General features: G+C 35.8%; 20 protein-coding genes and 2 pseudogenes. 13 read left to right on the forward strand and 9 right to left on the reverse strand.

Annotation, left to right across the window (positions count from 1 at the left end):
- Positions 1–433: 433 nt before the first annotated feature.
- From CWATDRAFT_RS19425 to CWATDRAFT_RS41100, 3 genes and pseudogenes are all read right to left on the reverse strand, one after another.
- Positions 434–1930, reverse strand: a complete 1497-nt coding sequence (locus CWATDRAFT_RS19425; RefSeq protein WP_007306659.1) for an IS66-like element ISCwa4 family transposase — start codon at positions 1928–1930, stop codon at positions 434–436.
- Positions 1931–1998: 68 nt separating this feature from the next.
- A pseudogene (locus tag CWATDRAFT_RS19430) lies at positions 1999–2505 on the reverse strand (IS1634 family transposase); the annotation flags it as partial.
- Positions 2506–2618: 113 nt separating this feature from the next.
- Positions 2619–2741, reverse strand: coding sequence for a hypothetical protein (locus tag CWATDRAFT_RS41100; protein ID WP_268742367.1), 123 nt, complete (start codon positions 2739–2741; stop codon positions 2619–2621).
- 79 nt (positions 2742–2820) lie between these two features.
- Here CWATDRAFT_RS41100 and CWATDRAFT_RS19435 point away from each other — a divergent pair, with 79 nt between their 5' ends.
- A complete protein-coding gene (locus CWATDRAFT_RS19435) occupies positions 2821–3216 on the forward strand; it encodes a hypothetical protein (RefSeq protein ID WP_007303072.1) in 396 nt (131 codons plus the stop codon).
- Positions 3217–3321: 105 nt separating this feature from the next.
- Here CWATDRAFT_RS19435 and CWATDRAFT_RS19440 read toward each other — a convergent pair whose 3' ends face one another.
- Positions 3322–3879: a WD40 repeat domain-containing protein gene (locus CWATDRAFT_RS19440; protein ID WP_007306657.1), complete on the reverse strand. Its 558-nt coding sequence runs from the start codon at positions 3877–3879 to the stop codon at positions 3322–3324.
- 110 nt (positions 3880–3989) lie between these two features.
- Positions 3990–5021 carry a P-loop domain-containing protein gene (locus CWATDRAFT_RS19445; protein ID WP_050018365.1) on the reverse strand — a complete coding sequence of 344 codons (1032 nt, stop codon included), beginning with the start codon at positions 5019–5021 and terminating at the stop codon, positions 3990–3992.
- Positions 5022–6342: 1321 nt separating this feature from the next.
- Between CWATDRAFT_RS19445 and CWATDRAFT_RS19450 the strand changes: the two genes are divergently transcribed.
- Positions 6343–6861: a TIGR00725 family protein gene (locus tag CWATDRAFT_RS19450; protein ID WP_007306639.1), complete on the forward strand. Its 519-nt coding sequence runs from the start codon at positions 6343–6345 to the stop codon at positions 6859–6861.
- A 147-nt stretch (positions 6862–7008) separates the two neighbouring features.
- Positions 7009–7170: a DUF29 family protein gene (locus CWATDRAFT_RS19455; RefSeq protein ID WP_021830136.1), complete on the forward strand. Its 162-nt coding sequence runs from the start codon at positions 7009–7011 to the stop codon at positions 7168–7170.
- Positions 7171–7177: 7 nt separating this feature from the next.
- On the opposite strand, the gene sodX is transcribed toward CWATDRAFT_RS19455, so the two are convergent.
- A complete protein-coding gene (gene sodX / locus CWATDRAFT_RS19460) occupies positions 7178–7522 on the reverse strand; it encodes a nickel-type superoxide dismutase maturation protease (protein WP_021833925.1) in 345 nt (114 codons plus the stop codon).
- A 30-nt stretch (positions 7523–7552) separates the two neighbouring features.
- Positions 7553–8032 carry a superoxide dismutase, Ni gene (gene sodN, locus CWATDRAFT_RS19465; RefSeq protein ID WP_007306654.1) on the reverse strand — a complete coding sequence of 160 codons (480 nt, stop codon included), beginning with the start codon at positions 8030–8032 and terminating at the stop codon, positions 7553–7555.
- Between the two features lie 398 nt (positions 8033–8430).
- Between sodN and CWATDRAFT_RS19470 the strand changes: the two genes are divergently transcribed.
- Complete coding sequence (locus tag CWATDRAFT_RS19470; protein ID WP_007306640.1) at positions 8431–9288, forward strand: 3'(2'),5'-bisphosphate nucleotidase CysQ family protein; 858 nt, start codon at positions 8431–8433, stop codon at positions 9286–9288.
- Between the two features lie 68 nt (positions 9289–9356).
- On the opposite strand, the gene CWATDRAFT_RS19475 is transcribed toward CWATDRAFT_RS19470, so the two are convergent.
- Complete coding sequence (locus CWATDRAFT_RS19475; RefSeq protein WP_007306653.1) at positions 9357–10805, reverse strand: LCP family protein; 1449 nt, start codon at positions 10803–10805, stop codon at positions 9357–9359.
- Between the two features lie 210 nt (positions 10806–11015).
- On the opposite strand from CWATDRAFT_RS19475, the gene CWATDRAFT_RS19480 reads away from it, so the two are divergent.
- A complete protein-coding gene (locus CWATDRAFT_RS19480; protein WP_007306641.1) occupies positions 11016–11900 on the forward strand; it encodes a branched-chain amino acid ABC transporter permease in 885 nt (294 codons plus the stop codon).
- Between the two features lie 173 nt (positions 11901–12073).
- On the opposite strand, the gene CWATDRAFT_RS19485 is transcribed toward CWATDRAFT_RS19480, so the two are convergent.
- Positions 12074–13732, reverse strand: a complete 1659-nt coding sequence (locus tag CWATDRAFT_RS19485) for an MFS transporter (protein ID WP_007306652.1) — start codon at positions 13730–13732, stop codon at positions 12074–12076.
- Between the two features lie 29 nt (positions 13733–13761).
- Between CWATDRAFT_RS19485 and rsmA the strand changes: the two genes are divergently transcribed.
- From rsmA to CWATDRAFT_RS19520, 8 genes and pseudogenes are all read left to right on the forward strand, one after another.
- The gene (gene rsmA / locus CWATDRAFT_RS19490) at positions 13762–14577 is read left to right on the forward strand and encodes a 16S rRNA (adenine(1518)-N(6)/adenine(1519)-N(6))-dimethyltransferase RsmA (protein ID WP_007306642.1); all 816 of its coding nucleotides are present in this window, start codon (positions 13762–13764) and stop codon (positions 14575–14577) included.
- Positions 14578–14733: 156 nt separating this feature from the next.
- On the forward strand, positions 14734–15084 hold the full coding sequence (locus CWATDRAFT_RS19495) for a tyrosine-type recombinase/integrase (RefSeq protein WP_232287146.1): 351 nt from the start codon (positions 14734–14736) through the stop codon (positions 15082–15084).
- A 179-nt stretch (positions 15085–15263) separates the two neighbouring features.
- Positions 15264–15992: a RadC family protein gene (radC, locus tag CWATDRAFT_RS19500; RefSeq protein WP_007306643.1), complete on the forward strand. Its 729-nt coding sequence runs from the start codon at positions 15264–15266 to the stop codon at positions 15990–15992.
- Positions 15993–16320: 328 nt separating this feature from the next.
- Positions 16321–17773, forward strand: a pseudogene (locus CWATDRAFT_RS19505) (cation:proton antiporter).
- A gap of 68 nt (positions 17774–17841) precedes the next feature.
- On the forward strand, positions 17842–18543 hold the full coding sequence (locus CWATDRAFT_RS19510) for a hypothetical protein (protein ID WP_007306647.1): 702 nt from the start codon (positions 17842–17844) through the stop codon (positions 18541–18543).
- A gap of 97 nt (positions 18544–18640) precedes the next feature.
- Positions 18641–19222, forward strand: coding sequence for an MBOAT family O-acyltransferase (locus CWATDRAFT_RS40110; RefSeq protein ID WP_007306648.1), 582 nt, complete (start codon positions 18641–18643; stop codon positions 19220–19222).
- Between the two features lie 6 nt (positions 19223–19228).
- Positions 19229–20152 carry an MBOAT family O-acyltransferase gene (locus CWATDRAFT_RS40115; RefSeq protein ID WP_268742366.1) on the forward strand — a complete coding sequence of 308 codons (924 nt, stop codon included), beginning with the start codon at positions 19229–19231 and terminating at the stop codon, positions 20150–20152.
- A 373-nt stretch (positions 20153–20525) separates the two neighbouring features.
- Entirely contained in the window at positions 20526–20903 is a 378-nt protein-coding gene (locus tag CWATDRAFT_RS19520) for a Rossmann-fold NAD(P)-binding domain-containing protein (protein ID WP_007306651.1), read from the forward strand.
- The last annotated feature ends 107 nt before the right edge of the window (positions 20904–21010 follow it).

The raw sequence follows: 21010 nt of genomic DNA on the forward strand, positions 1-21010 counted from the left end.
TACAAGTCCTAAAGATACTGTTGCTATGAGACGAATATAATGTCTTAGAGATTTTCTTTCTTCTCCTTGACAGTAAGGTTCAATCATAATGAATAATAACAGAGATAAACACAATAAACTTGAATATGATGTAACTGCTCACCGCAACAAAAAAGTCTTATTGAAAAGCACTACAAACAACATCAGTTGAGTCAACAAAAATATAAGCCCTGTGATTTAGCGTAAAATTTAAGCTAATTTATTACGGCTATTTTAATGACTAACATTCCCAGAATCAAGTCTTTTAAAAACCTCAAATAAAAACAACAATATGAAAAAAAAGAATAGTAAGATAGTTTTTTGTTAGCGAAGATTATCCGCTAACCCCGTGTATTTTTGTGCAGAGAGATAGGGCGATCAAGAAAAATCTATCCCCCATCGGCTCCGGAGCCTTTTACATCTCTAATCCTGGGGGACTCCGACCAGCTAATGAAAATAATTCGCATAATTGGACAATGGCATTTTGCCCCTGTAATCTCATGGTCTCTAAAAAACTGAACATTTGGGTGACTAACTCTGCACCCCAGTCGCTTCTTGCTCCCCCACTTACTTTGCGGTGAATGACAATGGGACGTAAAGCTCTCTCAGCATCATTATTATCTGGTTTGACTTCAGGATAAGTTAGAAAGGTGAACCACTCTTCCCCATGACGTTTGAGACGGTTAATCAATCTTTGTGCATCATAAGGCCATCCTTTTTTGGGAGTTGCTTTAAAAATCTTTTGCAGTGAGTTCTCGACTTCTGTTCTTTTGGAGCCTAAGTCTTCAAGGGTTAAATTTCGAGCATGATAATGACGATAATGGATACGGGCGGTTGCTAAAACTTGCTGTACATCGGCAGCAAATTCTCGATTCGCTTGAAAACGACTGGTTTTAAGGGACTCTAACTCTCGTTCTAAATGTGCCAGACATTTCTGTTTGGCCATCGCACTTTGTCTAAAGTAGGCACTATAGCAGTCACTGGTGAGGATGCCCTTAAAATCTGCTCCTAACAATTTCTCGACTTCTGCGGAGCTTCTAGTGGGAGCCAACATCAACACACAGACCTCATTTGATGTGGCTACCCAAACCCAATACTTGATGCCATCGATGCAATAACTGGTTTCGTCAACACATCGGATTCCTGGCTGCTGGATGTACTTTAACCACTGTTGGGTCAAGGGTTCTAAACTTTCTTGAAACCATTTGTGCATTTTGGCAAGGCTCCCTTGAGAAATGGGAATGCCAAAGACATACTCTATAAAATGTTCCTGTTTACGCCATGTAAGATTACCCCCATAGCCAAGCCAGCCCACGATGCTACTTAATCGCGCCCCATAACTGAATCCTTCTTTAACTCCCAATGGAACAGGACTGTAATCTGACCATCCACAACTAGGACATTTATAGAATCCGCGACGATATTCCCTGATTTCTATGGGTTGGTCTACTACTTCAGCCACTTGCTGGACTTTTTCGGGAACTACTTCATCTCGTTCCACTGAACCCCCACAAACAGGACAGTTTTCTAGTTCTAAAGGGACTATCTTATCGGGCTGACCAAAACCATTACGGGTCTTCCCTGGGTGGTCATATTTTGGTCCGCGTTTAAATCCTTTTTTGCGTTTCTTTTTGTCAGAAGGCTTTTTTAGTTGGTCTGATGATGGGGGGACTGAACTGTTTTTTGAGTTACGGTTTTTTAGCTTATCTCTCTCTTCTTTCAATTTTTCAATTTCTTGCTGTTGTGTAGAGATTTGTTGTTGTTGCTGGTCAATCAGTCTTTGTTGAAGAGATAACTGTTGTTGTGCCTTGACTAGCCACTCAATCATGAAGACATTGTTCGCCAACTGTTCATCGGCGATAGCTCTAACTAGCTTTGAATCAATGGTAGCATTTGTGGTCATAACCCCCACTATACATAAAAATCCCCGATTTTACCTTTATGTTGTCAAGACAGATTCTTTATTGCGGTGAGCAATTACCGAGAATATCCTTTCTTAGTAAAAATTGGTCTTTCTTTAATAATTTTTTCTTCTTCCTGTTTCTCTTTATCTTCTTCCCTTTTATATTCTCCATCTAAATGAAATGATGTGGAATCTAAATGGGAGTATTTAAGGTCTATTTCAAATTTTTTAATTACTTCTAAAACTACTTCAATAAAAATATCATTTAGTCCATATTTATATAATTCATCCATTACTCTCCCAATTTTATCATCATTAAGGTAATCAGGTTTAATTCTTTCTCCTAACAATTTCTCAATGGCTTTATCTTGAAAAAACTGACTGAATAAATATAGAGGTCTTGAAACAAATCCTAGTCCATTGATTAAAATAGACTTAACTACTGTACCTGCTGAGATTTTTTCTCTAACATCTATTCCTAATTTATTATTAATTATTTTGACTATTCCTATTTCATCAATTAAACCAGCTACTATCCCTAAATGGTCTAAATTTTTAACTTGTATTTCTTCTAAATAAGACATTTTTCGCTCTTTTTTTACAGAGGAAACAACTTAAACAATTATCCCACTTTTTTGTCTTCAAGAGCTTAAGCAATTATACTTAATCATTAATCCCAGGTTTGTAGTATTTAATGCTACTTTTTGAAGTGCGGAATCTGGGCTATAGTAGTTTCTTTTCTAGCTTTTAGTCCTTGGAAGAGGTTAGACCTCCACACCAGGAATTCCTCGACAGACGTAGCCGTTTCATTTTTGGTCATTTTTAAAATTTATTACCTTATAAATTAGCGGAATATATAAGCTAACATCAAAAGAGGTTGTTTGTTACAGTTAAGGCTAATGTCATCACATTCCGAACTTAAGACCAGTCAAGATGTCCACCTGAGAGCCAAACAAATTAAGAGTCTAATTCGCTCTCTTAAACAGAAAATAAAGAAAATTGAACGGGAAGGGGAAGTAGCACCAGCTAATTGTCATATTATTCGTTATCAGGTTAATGGAAAGGGAACAATCTACTGGTATTATAAACTACAGGCTGCTGAATCAATTTTTCCTATGGCCACTAATAATGAGAAAAAAACCAAATATAAATATTTAGGACGAGCCGGAAGTTCTGCTCATATTGATGCTGTAGAAAAACTCACTAGAAGAAATCTCATTGATGAATTAGAACGAGTCATTCAATCTCTAACGGAAAGCTACTTAGATATCTATATTGGAACCGAAACTGAATGAAGCTATTTAATATTTAAAATCCCCTAAAAAGATGGAAAGAGAGTGTTTAAAATCACCTTAATCCTCTATTTTAGCTCTGGAGATATGTTTAGCGTAAAATTTACGCTAACAATTGTTTTTTATCCAAAGTCCAATATCCCAACTCCCAGAAATAATCTTGTTTCCATCCGGTGTTACTACCACTGAGTTAACCAAAGAAATATGACCGATGAGGGTACGAATTAAAGGAGTGTCAGGAGGGGTTAAAGTGGGAATATAGGGAAGTAAACGGGGATAGGTGGGGATGTTTTCTGCTTGTTTTAATAAGGTTTCGATGTCGGGGTATGATTTAACCATAAACTGAGAACACAACCCAGTAAACCGTAACAGTCGTCCCCATAACTGACTCGGTAACTGTTGTGAATCAACCTGTAAAATATGAGCAGATAAACGGATGGTATCTTGAATTAATTGTAAGGTTTTAACTTGTTCTGGTGTTGCTTGCAAATACTCAATATAATCATAATCCTCAATTAAAGGTTGCACCCCCAACCCCGAAAAATTCAGCTTATTTTGTAAATACTGAAAATCCGTTAACGTCTGATAATACTCAGTCAAATGATTAGATTTGGCAGCATTATAAGCATAACTGGTTAAATAAGCGCGTTGACGAAAGGAGTTCATGTTATCAGTTTTATCAGTGATCAGTTATCAGTTACCGGTGACCAGTGACCAGTTATCAGTTATCAGTATTTTCAATTATCAATTATCCATTGTCCATTGTCCATTATCCATTATCCATTGTTCATATTTAAGTATTGAAAAATTCTTTCGTTTACCTCTTTAAACATAGGTTTATCTTGTTCTAACTCTTGCCGTGATTCAATATAACTTCTGAAACTTAGATGATAAAAATCATAACAAACTTCTTCCTCTATCTTCTCAATTTTAAAATACTGATACCAACTATTTAATACTGTTCCCACTGCATCCATATCTGTCCCTAAAATTTCTGCGATCGCTTCTTTAGGTATGGGGGTTTGAATTTCCTTAATCGTATAAATAACCAACACCTTAAACCTATTGTCTACATCAGTCATTCCCATACGCTGCCAATGTAAAATATAATAATCCTCTAGTTTAGGGGGTAATTTATTTAAGTCAAAATTCTTATATTCATCCTTCATGAGTGCATCCATTAAACACACCAAATACATAAAATTATCAATCACCTTACTTTGCACAATATTAATAAAATTATCCCCTTGATAATCATTTTCTGCTAACCAAACTTGTAACTTATCCTTATAAACAAGATCATCTTTTAAAAAATAATATAAACACTTTCTAATATCCTCTTGATTATGTTTGGTTTCCTTGCGTAAATCTAACTCAAATTGAGGGGTATCAATCTCTGTAAATAAACGTTTTTCAGTATCATTAGAATAAGGTCGTCTCGTCAAGAAAAAATAAACATTATTAGGCAAATTTTTCGGTAAATATAAAATATTTTCTGGTCCTTGTTCCTGTCTTACCTCATCCAAAGCATCTACTAAAATAATCAAAGGTTGCTCATCATTCAATCTATCTCTAACCTCTTCTAATAAGGTCATTAAATCGATATCTTCTGCATTGCTTAAAGCATAACGTCTAATTAGTTGTTCCCGTAAACTACTCAAAAACTGTGGAGGAGTATTATTAGCATTAGAACTGATATTAAAATAACAAGGAACCTGATTATCAGACACATATTTACAAGCGATCGCACTCTTTCCCATTCCAGGTTTACCTATTACTGTAAAATACCCCTGATCATTCTCTTCCACAAACTTACTAAAAGCATCAAAAACAAATTCTCGACCTACAAACCGCTTAATTCTAGATTCAATAAGAGAACGAAATGCTTTAGGATAACTAATATCTTGTTCAATGAAATCAGATGTTTTATTTAACTGAAAATAACTTTGTCTTAGACAGTTATGTAATGTTTTTAACTTACCAGCACCTTTACTATTAGATAATTCAGGATAAATAGATGCAAAATTAGTATAAATTTCTTTCAGTCTTGCTTTAACTGTATCAACTCCAATATTAAGGTTATTGGCGATATTATTTTGATTTTGAGGATTTTTATTTTCATCAGGAAGTGCCGTTAATAAAGTATTTTATAATTCTATACTTAAACCTTGTTTTGTTGCTTTTTGTTTAAGAAAATCTTGCCAACTCATAAAAATTATTTTTTAAACTCATCAAAATTATTATACTATAATATACTGATGTTAATCATTAATACACTTTGAATAAACTTAGATTACACTTCACCTACACTTTGATTATACCTAATTAAATTTATACTTTATCTCTACTAAAATATACCTATATTTATACTTTAACTATCCCAAAATAATTAAAAAAGCACTCATAATAGAGAAAAGACGTAAACTAACTACTGGTAACAACCATGAAAAACTATCAAACGCTAATTATAACCTTCGTCGCTGTATTAGTTATCGTCATGACATTTGTAGCGATTCAAGATCACAGCATTACTGATTTTAATCTAACATTAGATGCTCAAAACGAGTTTATTTCTGTTGAAATGCACAGAAATGATACTATTACTAACTTAGAATAGTAATAGCTGTTGAAGGTGGGCAGTGCCCACCCTACTCAGTTTTTCTTAGTGTTAAAAATCATCATAAATCTTATACTATAATCTACTAATATTAATCATGAATAAACTTTGAATAAACTTAGATTACACTTCAAGTACACTTTGATTATACCTAATTAATTTTATACTTTATCTCTACTAAAATATACCTATATTTATACTTTAACTATCCCAAAATAATTAAAAAAGCACTCATAATAGAGAAAAGACGTAAACTAACTACTGGTAACAACCATGAAAAACTATCAAACGCTAATTATAACCTTCGTCGCTGTATTAGTTATCGTCATGACATTTGTAGCTATTCAAGATCACAGCATTACTGATTTTAATGTAACATTAGATGCTCAAAACGAGTTTATTTCTGTTGAAATGCACAGAAATAATACTATTACTAACTTAGAATAGTAATAGCTGTTGAAGGTGGGCAGTGCATCGGCCTACTTACTTAATTAATAGGAGATATTAAACTGATGAGAAAAACAATTATTGGAGTTATGGGTCCAGGAGACTTAGCAACAGAAACAGATATTAACAACGCCTATGAATTAGGAAAATTAATTGCACAAGAAGAGTGGATATTATTAACAGGAGGGCGTAATGTTGGGGTGATGGATGCAGCGAATAAAGGGGCAAAAAAAGCAGGAGGATTAACTATCGGCATTTTACCATCAAATAATACTAAAAATGTTTCTGATGCCGTCGATATTGCCATTCTTACTGATATGGGAAACGCTAGAAATAATATTAATGTTTTGTCATCTAATGTTATAATTGCCTGTGGAATGGGTTTAGGAACCGTCTCAGAAATAGCTTTAGCATTAAAGAATAAAAAACCTGTTATTTTATTAAGTGAAGATAAAAAAAGTCAACAATTATTTTATAATCTTTCTCCTAATTTAACCTTTATGGCAGTAGATACTGAACAAACAATTAATTTAATCAAAGAAATTATCAACAATCTAAATATAGCAATCAGGAATGATTCATGAGAACTTGGAGTTCCCCCCTTACAAAGGGGGGTTAGGGGGGATCAGAATTCACTTAATTCTCACAACTGATAACTGATTGCTATATGAAAAAAATCATCGACATTGGCAGCGAGAAATTCTTAATTTTCGGGATCAGCTTAACGACGCATGACCAAAAATTTTCACAACTATCTCCATGAAAATCTCTCAATCATTTATAAAAAAGCCCGTAAATATGTCTCAGTCAAATCAGGGTTAGAGACTTTGCCCGAAGAATGTCCCTACACCTTAGAACAATTATTAGATGAAGATTGGTTTCCGAAAAAATAAACCAAAATCAAGGAAACTTACTGGTTACTTTGCCAATTATTTGTTGTGAACTTATCAACCCAAAAGAACGACTATCACTGCTTTCTAAACTATTTTCTCCCATCAAAAAACAATTACCCTTCTCGTCAACTTTTACCACCCGTTTAATGATTCTTAAATTTTCTTTTTGGGGATGCCAAGCAATAACTAAATCCCCAATTTCTGGGAAAGAATGATGGTAGGCTTTTGTGTCAACAAGGATATCATCTCCTGCCTTAAGTAAAGGAAACATAGAATTCCCTGTGACACAAAACCGTTGACGTAATCTCAACAACCAAAGCAATAATTCCTTATAGTTATTTGTTGAGAGCAAATTGCTTCCTACCACCTTTAATTAAACAATTTAACTAGCTTTAACCCATTCTACTTTTCTTCCTTTACTTTCCCAGAATATATTGTGAATTTTTTCAACTTCCATGAGTAATTGGTTAGCATGAGCTAGGTTAACTTCTACTTTACAAGAAGAGCAAAGTTTAGCCGCTTTCCAGAACATATCATGGAGATCGGGGTATGCTTCCAAGTGTACAGGCTTAAAGTAGTCAGTCCAGAGAATTAGTAACTCCTCCTTGGTTTTCTGTGCTTGCTCTTCCTTAACAGCAATATAACGAGATAAGGTATTGTGATAAGCAACAGTAGCAGCTTTGTCATCAGGAGAAGGGACTTTAGCTTCTAAGTCTGCGATTTTCTTGGTCATAGATAACACAGCTTCGGCATAAACACGAGAAGAAGCGGGATCATAGACACCACAAGGGCCATCACAGTGCGCACTCACTTCTGGTGCAGGGAAAAACTGTTTAATTTGATGAGCGATTCTGTTGAGCATAATGTTTAAAGAGATACCTAATCTGCAACAAAGAATTTGGAAACGTTACGATCTTTGCAGAGGTTTCCAGGGGAAAACCTTCGTGATAATTCCCACGCTCTAGATCCTAACTTAAAATGGTCTATATTTCATGTCTTTGAAATTTTAAATTTTTGCTGACTTTTCTTTAACCATCGTTCTAACCCTTAGCGCAGGTATTACCATTTTAATGTTTATTAGTCAATACCCTAAAAATAAAATGTTGTGCTTTTAAGAAGCAAAAATCAGTCATAAATCCAAGAAAATAGACGATTGAGATAATTTTCATATTTTTTAATAATTATCTAAAATACCATTTTAATCAAGACGAGATCAGGATAAAATTAGGGAAATAGGCCAATAAAGGGACTAGCACAAACATGACAGAAATCCAAAAATTAGAAGAAATCGAAGCCATCACCCGTTCAGTGGGTTGGGGTGCAGCAAAAATTCTCAGCGAATATTATCGCGGAGAAGGGGATTTAAATGTTAATGAAGATAAAAAAGATGGTCCCGTCACTGCGGCTGATCTTGCTGCTAACCGTTACATTTTAGAGAAATTACAAGCTGTTTTCCCTGAAGATACCTTTGGTTATTTGAGTGAAGAAACCCATGAAGGAACAGAACCTATTAATAAAGAGTGGGTTTGGATCATTGATCCTCTGGATGGGACTCGGGATTTTATTGATAAAACTGGTGAATATGCTTTACATATCGCCTTAGCTTATCAAGGTCGTCCCATGGTGTCTGTAGTTGCCATTCCCGAAGCTCAAAAAATCTATTATGCCAGTAAAGGCAACGGTACTTTTGTGGAAACGCCCGATGGGACAATTACCCCGATCAAAGTATCGGAACGAAATCAACTTGAAGACTTATATTTAGTCGTTAGTCGTACCCATAGAGACGATCGCTTTCAAGCTTTAATTGAGGCTTTACCCTTAAAAGATCGCATTTATATGGGTAGTGTCGGGGGAAAAATTTCAACTTTATTAGAAAAAACCTCTGATATTTATATCTCTTTGTCCGGTAAATCTGCGGCCAAAGATTGGGACTTCGCTGCACCGGAATTAATTTTAACCGAAGCAGGGGGACAATTTACCCATGAAAACGGTGATCCCTTAATTTATAACCGAGGGGATGTGCGTCAATGGGGTTGTTTAATCGCTAGTAATGGTCATTGTCATGAAGCTTTATGTGCAGAAGCCACGCAAATTCTAGCCAAAATTGATAATAAATAATTCTAGTTCACATACATCACAAAGTGAAACAAAGAATCTCCTCCCTAGAAGGAAGAAGAAACATCAATTTAAGGGATAGATTTAATCGAAGATTCCTGAAATTTGATTGAGGAATCAGGCAAATAATTTTGCCAATCTTCACCTAAAACGATGGTAATGTCAGAGCCTAAATTCCCTGTACTTTCCACTAATACTTCACCCATCCCTAAATCAGCCCGTAAGGTGGCGGCCCCTAGATCATCACCATTTTGTGCCAATATTCTAGTTGTGTCCAGGGTTTGATTCCATGGATCACCAACAAAGATGCGACGATACCCAGCTTTCATTAAATGATTGACCATACGCCTCACTGCTTCGGGGTCTTCTGTGCTATCTTGAATAGCAATTCTCAGGCGACTGGGGTTGCTAGATCGAGTGTCAACATTGATTTCACCATGATCAAAGTGTTCCGCTACCATAGTTGTGATTTGATAACGGTTAGGCAACCAATAACTTACCTCCTCCTTTCCATCACCACTAAAACGCCCAGGAAGCATTAACATCTGAACATTGGAGCGTTTTGTTTGAGAGGCGAACCCTGATAAAGCAAGTAATTCCTCAACGGTTAAATTGGTATCGATATAAGCACTGACAATGGATAAAACTTCAGGTATTCTCAGTAAGGTTTGTGGTTTTAGAGCTTGTTCTACCAAAGCCCTCATAAACATCTGTTGTCGTTGTACCCGTCCAATATCACCATAGCGATCGTAGCGAAATCTTAAAAAGGCAACTGCTTTTTCCCCGTCTAGATGTTGCTCACCTTCCTTGAGATCAATATAAAGATGTTGACTGTGATCCGTATATTTCATATCTTTGGGGACATACATATCAACGCCACCCAAAGCATCAATAAACTTTTCTACCCCTTGAATATTAACCCGTACATAACGATCAATCTCAACCCCACCCAACAATTTGCTGACGCTTTCGGCCGCTAAAGCTGGGCCACCATAATAATTCGCTTCGTTAATTTTTCTGAGTTCGTACCTGATGCTTGCTTGGGTATCTCTAGGAATGGATAAAACACGAAGTTTCTTGCTCAGGGGATCAAACCTAACTAAGACCATGGTATCGGACAACCCTTTAAAAGAATTAACCAGGGCGTGATAACCTAAGTCTTCCTTCGGTTTTTCATCTATTTCTGAGGTTAAGACTTTAGTTCCTAAAACCAAAACATTAACAGGACGACTCAACTCAGGAAGTTGTAAGCTTTTATAGGAAATTGCCTCATTTTGACTAAAAACCTCTTCTTCTTCGGGGGTTAAGGAACTTTGCTGTAGAGGGGTAGCCGATAGTGACACCGCCAGAAAAGCTCCTGCTGCTGCCGATGCTAGGGACACGGCTGTGAGTCCCACACTAATAAACAACCAATTTAGACCTTTTGGCTTTTTTTTCACAGAATACTTCTGTCGAGAGTGGTTTTTCGGATGGGTTTTGTTGACTGACACAGCTTTCCTCACACCTTTAGTATTTTCCATACTGGGTTATATTTTACCAATAGGCAACCTTATAACCAAGACTGGAACCATAGCCTTCTCCCATAGGAATGTAACCCTACTAAGCAATCTATCCTACCACAAAGTTAACTTATATGGATTGTAGTTTAAAACTTTTCTGCTTTAATGACCAAAATTTTCCAGGATGGTGTATCGTCATTGAGACAGGTAGAATAGGAAAAATTTTGGGGCATGGAAATACCACAAATTATTTTAGAGACAGCACAAAACTTATTTAACGGTTTGGCCATTGGCAGTGTGATCGCTTTAGCTGCTGTGGGATTAACCCTCACCTGTGGCATTTTACGGCTTTCTAACTTTGCTCACGGGGACTTTATGACTCTGGGAGCTTATCTAACTTGGTTACTCAATAGTCAAGGGTTAAATTTAGTTCTTTCGGCCATTTTAGGAGCAGGGGGAACCATATTCGCTATGTTAGTCTCAGAATATCTACTATGGAAACCGATGCGTAATCGTCGGGCAACTTCCACCACCCTGATTATTATTTCTATTGGTTTGGCCCTGTTTCTTCGCAACGGAATTTTAATGATTTGGGGGGCTAATAATCAACGTTATGATGTTCCTATTATTCCGGCTCAAGAAATTTTTGGTTTGAGATTAGCTACCGATCGCATTTGGGCCATCGCTTTAGCTGTGGTGGCCATCGTTATTCTACATTTAGTCTTACAAAGAACAAAAATCGGTAAAGCGATGCGAGCGGTGGCTGATAATATCGATTTAGCTAGGGTTTCAGGGATCAATGTGGAGCAAGTTGTTCTCTGGACTTGGATCATCACTGCTATTCTAACTACCCTTGGGGGTGTGATGTTAGGCTTAATTACCAGTACCATACGACCAAATATGGGGTGGTTTCTCATTCTACCGATGTTTGCCTCTGTTATTTTAGGGGGTATTGGCAACCCTTATGGTGCGATCGCTGGTGGTTTAGTGATCGGGGTTGCTCAAGAATTAAGTGTCCCTTGGTTGGGAACTGATTATAAGTTAGGGGTGGCTTTATTAATCATGATTCTTATTCTTTTAATTCGTCCTCAAGGGATCTTTAAAGGGACTCTTTAGACAATAATTATTAACTATTGATTATTAATTATCGAAAATAGTTGGGTCTAAAACCCCGCCTTTTAAGGCGCATAGTTTTTGAAGCGGAGCATAAATCTCTGTTTCAAAAACAACTTCTGTACGATAGTGCCGGAACGTAGTGAGGAACTTCTGACTTCTGACTTCTGACTTCGTTAATAATTGTCCTGTTGTTGCTCTCTTTCTTTTAATTTTAAACGAATTTCGGCATGAAATTCACGGGTAATAGGATAAAAATAAGCTAAAACTAAGCCCATAATTAAAATAATAGCTGGCAAAGGAGCCACAGCGATTCTAATGGCAAATAAGGCTGTTTCTGGTTGAGTGGGTAAGGGTTGACCGGGAATTTGTTCTACAAATCCTGCTGCTTCTAAGACAACACCAACTAAGAATAATCCTAAGGCTAAGCCAAACTTTTGTAAGAGTACCATGAAGGCATAAAAAACTCCTTCTCTTCTTTGTCCAGTTTCTAATTCATCTAATTCGATAACATCGGGAACCATTGACCAAGGAATTAGATAAGCAACGGATACCCCAAACCCTGCCATAATGGCTAAAATAAACATAAAAAAAACTTGTCCTGGTTGTAATAAAAAGAGTCCAATTTGTGCAATAATCCACACTCCTGTACCCATAAAATAGACAACTTTTTTATCAAATTTTTTACACATTACTTGCCAAAAAAATAACATAACTAACGCAGTTCCCTGTACAGCTAAGGCAACTAAACCGGATTGATCTTCCCTCAAGTTCATATAACTAACAACGAAATAAACTAAAATTGATGCGGTTAATTGCACTGCTAACCAGGAACATAAATAAATACCAATAACAAATAAAAAGGGACGATTATTAAAGACAATTTTTAATTGTTGTGAAAAAGAAAGATTACTTTCTATTTGATTATCTTTTCTGTTCTGTTTAACTTCTTGAATAACTAAATGATCTTCTATTTTTGCCAATAATAAACTACAGCCAAATCCTAGCAACAATAAACTAGATAATAACGCAAAAAAGCTAATATAATCAACTTGACTATTTCCTCCCACCAGACTTGATGTACCTGGAATTATTCTCAAAATCACATAAACAATGCCTAAAATACCGATCCCAGTTAAGACCATTCCTAATTGTTTCTTTTGGGTTAAATTTAGAATAGGATTTTTGCCTTTTTCTTGAATTCTTAAACTACACCAAAGAAGGGCAATAATTCCTAAAAAAGAACAACTAAAACCTAAAATTAGAAATCTAAGTTGAGGATTATCAGGATAAGCAATGGAAGCTAATATATAAAGAATTAATGATAAAATACTGCCTCCAATAGAAAAAGAAAACCGAAAACTATTTAAACTGGTTCTTTCGTTATAATCTTGGGTTAATTCTGGTGTTAATGCTGTATAAGGTAAATTAACTGTGGTGTAGGCAATATTAAACAAGATACCAATCACAACATAATAAACAAATAATCCCCATTGATTGACGTTTAAATCATCACTAAATTGGGGAATAAACCACTGTAAAACATAACAGAAAGCAAAAGGAATAATTCCTCCCAAAATCCAAGGTAGACGACGACCCCAACGAGAACGAGTTTTATCACTTAATACCCCAATAATAGGGTCATTAATAGCATCAGAAATTTTACCAATCATTAAAATACTGCCAGCTAAACCAGGGGGTAAACCGGCCACATTAGTAAAGAAAAATAACAAATAAAAAACCAAAATATTAGCAGTGATCGCCGGTCCAAAATCACCAGCACCATAGGCTAATTTTGTGGTAAAATGGAGTTTCTCAGCATTAGGTGATGTCATAAAAAAAGTATCTTAATATAGTATCAATTATGCCCCAACCCCGTAAACGGTTTGCTCAGCATTGGTTACGCAGTGAAACGGCACTAGAACAGATTATACAAGCTGCGAACCTAAAAAACAGCGATCGCCTCTTAGAAATAGGCCCAGGAACAGGTATTTTAACCCGTCGTCTCTTACCCTTAGTAGATTCTGTTCTTGCAGTAGAATTAGATTGGGATCTTTGTAAAAAATTAGTTAAAAGTTTTGGTAATTATGATAACTTCTTACTTCTACAAGGGGATATTCTTAAGCTCGATATTACCACAGAAGCTCAAGATTTTCCTAAGTTTTTACCCATTAACAAAGTAGTTGCCAATATTCCTTATAATATTACTAGTCCCATTTTAGAAAAGTTATTAGGTCGTATTTCTTCCCCTAAAACTCCATTTTATGATCTGATTGTTTTATTGATTCAAAAAGAAGTTGCTCAAAGAATAGTAGCTTATCCTGGTAATAAAACTTATGGTGCATTATCAGTCAAAATGCAATATTTAGCAGACTGTAATTATATTTGTGATGTTCCCCGTAAAGCATTTTCTCCTCCCCCAAAAGTTGACTCTGCTGTGATCACTTTTCGTCCTCGTGTTTTAGCTAATTCTGCAGTTGATCCTAAACGTTTAGAAACCTTAATTAACCTGGGATTTTCTAACCGTCGTAAAATGTTACGCAATAATCTAAAAAGTTTGATTGATAGCGATCGCCTGGGAAAATTTTTAAGAGAAATAGACCTTAATGAACAAGTTCGTGCAGAAAAACTGGATATTAATCAATGGATCGCATTAAGTAACCATTTTTCTCAACAATAAGTTTTATCATTTTCTAGACAATCTCTCATTGTGATGCCAATCTTTGTTAAAATATAAATATATTAATAATAATTTCATATTTTCTGAGACCCCTATGGTTTTATCATGTTGAATACTATTCTGTCACCTCAACCCTGGGATGCAGAAGTCTCCCTATTGGAAGAATTTCTGGATCAACTGCCCCTTAAATACAGAACCATTGTTGCGATCGCTTACTTTACCGCTTCGAGAATTGAGGATATTTTATCTTTACACAAGGAAGATATTACCCATGAAACAGTTATTATTAAGGACTCAAACGCAAAAAATAGAAAACAAGTACAAATTATTCCTAGATTAAGACCCTATTTAACTGTATACCTCAATGGATATAAATCTCAGCCCTCAAGCCTTTTATTTAGCGATAAATTTGGATACCCCCTAAAAAGTTCCCAAGTGTTTAAAGTTTTGAAGATGGTAGCAAAAAATATAAATCTTCCGTATGTATACTTATTTATTCTTCAGTAGAGGTAATTATCCATTATCCATGATCCATTGTCCATTATTGAACTAACTTAGAAGGAAAGTTAATTCCTCAAATAACCGTGTGAATGTTACGCTTAAGGATCAGATCACAGACATTTTGTTAAAGATAGGTTAAAACGGGACAATATCAGGATAAGTGTATTGCTCGTTTTTAACTCAATATGACCTATAATCTAAGAATTGCTGACATTCCCTGTAGCGAACGACCTCGTGAACGTTTGATTGCTGTTGGTGCGAAGAATTTGGCAACTGCTGAACTGTTAGCCATTTTGATAGGAACAGGGCAAGGAAAAGGCAAACTCTCAGCAGTAGGTTTAGGTCATCATATTCTACAAGAATTAGGTAAACATCGTCGTGATCCCCTGGATGTTTTACGGGATATTAGTCCTAACGAACTGATGGTCATTGATGGTATTGGACCTGCTAAGGCCACAACCATCATTGCTGCCGTGGAGTTAGGAAAAAGGACTTTTCAGGTGCGACCCCTGGAAAGAGTGGTCATAGATAGTCCTGAAGCTGCGGTGGCCGCCTTGAGTCATGACTTAATGTGGGAAAGACGAGAACATTTTGCGGCTGTATTTTTGGATAGTAAATATCGACTATTAGGGACGAAAGTTATCAATATTGGCACCGCTACAGAAAGCCTAGTTGATGCAACAGAAATCTTCCGAGAAACCCTCAAACAAGGAGCAAACGCCTTAATTGTGGCTCATAATCATCCTTCTGGCAACGTTGAACCCTCTCAAGAAGACTTAGACTTAACGGAACAATTACTCAAAGGAATGCAACTGCTCCACATTCCCTTAATAGATCATCTTATCTTAGGAGAAGGAAACCATTGCAGTTTGCACAGAATGACTGATTCATGGAGACGTTATCCACAGGAATAACAGCAATAGCTTGAAAAGTTGATGAAATAGGGAGACTCCGGTGACGGGGTGACGGGGTGACGGGGTGACGGGGTGACGGGGTGACGGGGTGACGGGGAGTGTGGGAAAAATCAAGGTATAAGTTAATGTTTTATCTTCCATTGATATAAATGAATGGTATTCTATTTAGCATTGAGTTGAGACTATGCTAGGATCCATACTATGGTAGTACAAAAATTAATCAGGACATTTTTTGTATTTTCAACACCAAGGGTAGTCGAGGTGTTAATTGTTAATTGTTAATTATTAACTATCCATTGTCCATTGTCCATTATCCATTGTGCATATAATGAATGCTTTAACGATTATTTGGATAGCTTTACCATTATTTATTGGATTTAGTATTTATTTGCTCCCCTCAATATGTCGCTATCTTGCTTTAGGGGTAGCTATTGTTTCCCTAGTTTACGGTTTAAAAACATCGAGCTTATCTGCGGCTCTAGATTTCAACTTATTAGATAATTTCGGAGTAATTTTATTAATTGATAACTTAAGCGGTTTTTTTTATTTTAACCAATGCTTTAGTAACTTTAGGGGTTATTCTTTATTGCTGGTACAGTGATAAAACTAGCTTTTTTTATACCCAAGTAATCATCTTACATGGAAGTGTTAATGCCGCTTTTATTTTCGCTGATTTTATCAGTCTATATGTTGCTCTAGAGGTGATTAGTATTGCTGCATTTTTACTCATTGCCTATCCGAGAAGCGATCGCTCAATTTGGGTAGCTCTGCGTTATCTTTTTGTCAGTAATACTGCTATGTTATTTTATCTAGTGGGGACAGTTTTAGTATATCAGGCTCACCATTCCTTTAGCTTTGAAGGATTAAAAGGTGCGCCTCTCTAAGCAGTAGCCCTAATTTTTTTGGGACTGTTAGCCAAAGGAGGTATTTTCATAGTAGGTTTATGGTTACCTTTGACCCATTCTGAGTCAGAAACCCCTGTTTCTGCTATGTTATCAGGAGTGGTGGTTAAAGCAGCTATTTATCCTTTAGTTCGTTGTACATTAATGGTTCCTGAAGTTGATCCCATCGTGCGTATTTTTGGTGTAGGAACGGCATTATTAGGGGTTATTTATGCTATTTTTGAACAAGACGCAAAACGGATGTTAGCCTTTTCCACTGTTTCCCAATTAGGCTTTATTTTAGCAGCCCCAGAAGTAGGGGGATTTTATGCTTTGACTCACGGTTTGGTTAAATCTTCTTTATTTTTGATGGCTGGAGCTTTACCAAGTCTTAACCTTCGAGAATTGAAAAATAAACCCATGAACACTGCTATTTGGATACCCTTAGTTATAGCTAGTTTTTCAATTTCAGGATTTCCCTTATTATCGGGGTTTGGGGCTAAAGTATTGACCATGAAAAATTTATTACCTTGGCAAGTTCTTGTTATGAATGTAGCTGCGTTAGGTACGGCAACAGCTTTTGCTAAGTTTATTTTTTTACCCCACACAAAAGAAGGGGGACGTAAAATAAAAAGAGGATTTTGGCCGGCTATTGCTTTATTATTGAGTGGCTTATTTATCGCCAATGGTGTGTACTATCAAGCCTATACTCTCACCAATATTATTAAGCCTTTAGCTACAATCTTTTTGGCGTGGTTGACTTATATTTTCATTGTGGAACGAATGGTAATTAAACTGCCTCGTGTAGCTGAACAATTGGAGCATTTAATCGGAATGATGAGTTTAATATTAATTTTCGTATTTTGGCTATTATTAGGCAGTCAAATATCAATTTCCTGACTACTCCGTAGGGGTCAACGGCCGTTGCCCCCTACAATATTAATATCTGTAGTCCCAGTTGATAAAAAATGCTAGTCCCTTTAACCCGTGACGCATTAGAACAAATTATTCCCCCCATTGCCACAGGAAGCCAATATTCTTTTTATTGGGGTAAATGGCGAGATTTATTGCAACGTTTATTTATTTCCTTGATCGCTTTGGTGGTGACTTGGTTATTGGGAAAATTAGCCGGCTCTGGGGGAGAAACTATTAAACTGATCTTTGATATCATTGCCGGGTTATATTGGCTATGGGGTCCTGTACTATGGGCCAGCATTCGTAATGGTAAATACCGTCGCTATCCTTATTGTGGGTTTTGGCAAGGACAGGTTTTGGATGTGTTTATCACCGAAGAATTAGTAGGAGAAGAACAGACGGTGAATAAATGGGGGGAGTTAGTGGTCATTGAAAACCGAGAACGACGGATCAATGTAGAAGTGGGAGATGAAGAGGGATTCACTGCCATCACAGCAGCCCCTATAAACCGCCTTTATCGGGTCATTAAGCCTGGACAAATAGCAGAAATGTTAATTTTGTCCAAAACCCCTGAATTAAGCCGTATTGATAAGATTACCGATGTGTATTTTCCTCAACATAATTTATGGGTAGGAGAGTATCCTTATTTACGTCGTGATATCTTTCAACAAGTTAGTGAAGAGGTAGGGGGACATTCCCGTTATCGTTCCTCAAAGAGAGGAAAACCTCCTATAGTTCGACGACGCAGGGGATAGGTTTAACATAATTGGATTTAAGTTAAAACATAAGCGGGGAATTTTTGTGATAAGGTTGTTAGTCAATTGATAGTAACTTTAAAATAAGTTTATTGAGATGTTATTTAATTCTACAATTTTCATTTTAGGGTTTTTACCTTTGACCTTATTAGGTTTTTGGGGGTTAAGTAAGTTACGTTTAACCCAAGGGGTAATGATTTGGTTATTAGTTAGTTCCTTGTTTTTCTATTCTTATTGGAATATATTTTCTCCGGCGGGGCAGGGAAAAACTATTGAATACATTTTTTTGATCATTTTATCTGTAGTAATTAACTACAGTATCGGAGCAGAAATTTCTCGCTCAAAAAAATCTAGCAGACGGGCTAAAATTTCATTAATTTTAGGAACAATTTTAAACTTAAGCGTTATTGTTTACTATAAGTATGCTAACTTTTTTCTTAATTTTATCAATTCTTTATTTTACACTAATTATCAATTAGATAACTTAATTCTTCCTTTGGGTATTTCCTTTTATACCTTTACTCAAATCGCTTATTTAGTTGATGCTTATAGAGGAGAGTTAAAAAAAGAAAAATATAATCTACCTACTTATGGTTTATTTATTCTTTTCTTTCCCCAATTGATTGCCGGTCCCATTCTTCGTCACGATGAATTAATTCCCCAACTGCGCTCTTTTTAAAATAAGATTTTCTCTTCTAAAAATTTATCATTAGGATTGATATTTTTCACTATTGGACTATCTAAAAAGCTCATAATTGCTGATATATTATCTCCCTGGGTAGCTACTACATTTAATAATACTAGTTCTTTAACATTTATAGATTCTTGGGTAGGGGCTATTAGTTATACTCTACAACTATACTTCGATTTTTCTGGTTATTCCGATATGGCCATTGGCCTAGGTTATATGTTTAATATTGTTCTACCTATTAACTTTAACTCTCCTTATAAAGCCACATCTATTAGTGAGTTTTGGCGACGTTTGCATATTACATTATCTAACTTTTTAAGAGACTATCTATATATTCCCTTGGGAGGAAGTCGTCGCGGTGAAATTAGACGATATGCTAACCTAATTATAACTATGTTATTAGGAGGTTTATGGCACGGTGCCGGCTGGACTTTTGTTATCTGGGGAGGGTTACAGGGTTTGTATTTGTCCATTAATCATGGTTGGCGGAAATTGAATATTTCTCTGCCTAAATGGTTAGCTTGGACAATAACTTTTTTAGCTGTTATTTTTGGCTGGGTGATGTTTCGCGCTCAAAGTTTATCTGATGCAATGGAAATGATTCAAGCTATGATAGGCATGAAAGGCATTGTTATCCCTGGAGAAGTGAGAGGCAAGTTAGGGTTTTTGACTACTTTTGGCTTACAAGTTAACTCCTGGAATAAGTTTACTTATTTACCTAGTTTTTATGATAGTAAATTATTAAGTTTTCTGGTTTTATTTGTCTTGATGATAGGAGCCTTAAAATTACCTAATACTCAAGAGATTGCTGAGAAAATAGACTTTAACCCTTTCTGGGCATTTATATTAGGTTTGCTGGCTACCTATTATTTATTGTCCTTAAACCGTGTTTCTGAATTTCTTTATTTTCAATTTTAATAATATACAAGATTATGCTTAAATTTAATTTAGGAATTACTTCCCAAAAAAATCAATCAAAAGCTATTAAAATTAGGCAAAAATATAGTTCTTTTAATTACCTGTTTTTAGGAACCATTGTTTTAAGCATCTCTGGAATCAGTTTAGCTAATTTTTTAATAGATACTTATGACATTTTTCGACATAATAAGCTATGGGAATCAAACCTAACTAAACCAGAGAAATCTAATCAAGATCGATTGTATAAAACTATTGATATAATAAACATATCATTTTAACTGATTTACTCAATACCCTCTTTTCTCAAGATGCTTTAATTGCTAGTAAAAATACTATTAAGGAAAATTGGAATCTTCCTAAAAAACCTCAAGACTTGGTCCGTGGAGATAATGGGTTTTTTTCCCATCGAGAACCCAATAATGGGAAAACAGAGTGGAGATTTAGTAATATTATTGAACAGTATTTCGGGTATCATACCCAATATAAATTATCTGAAGACCGGTTCAATGATTTTAAGAAAATTGTCGAATTTTGTCGCCAAAATAACATCGAATTAATTGTCTTTATTTCTCCTTCCCATGCAACCCAATGGGAAGCTCTACGAGTCACAGATAGATGGGATAGTTTTGAGGAATGGAAACGAAAAATGGTAGCCATAACCCCAGTTTGGGATTTTTCCGGCTATAATTCCGTAACAAGCGAACCCATTCAACCGATTATGAGTAATTATGTTGATAACCTCACGGGGTGACAAGTAGGTTGAAAAGTAAGTCCAGAGCGGTTTTTCTCTGTTACCCGACCCTAAACAATTGTCGGCAACCAGAGAGCTTATTGAGAATGAACGATAATGATAATCAT

The sequence above is a fragment of the Crocosphaera watsonii WH 8501 genome (assembly GCF_000167195.1).
In the GTDB taxonomy this organism is placed as follows: domain Bacteria; phylum Cyanobacteriota; class Cyanobacteriia; order Cyanobacteriales; family Microcystaceae; genus Crocosphaera; species Crocosphaera watsonii.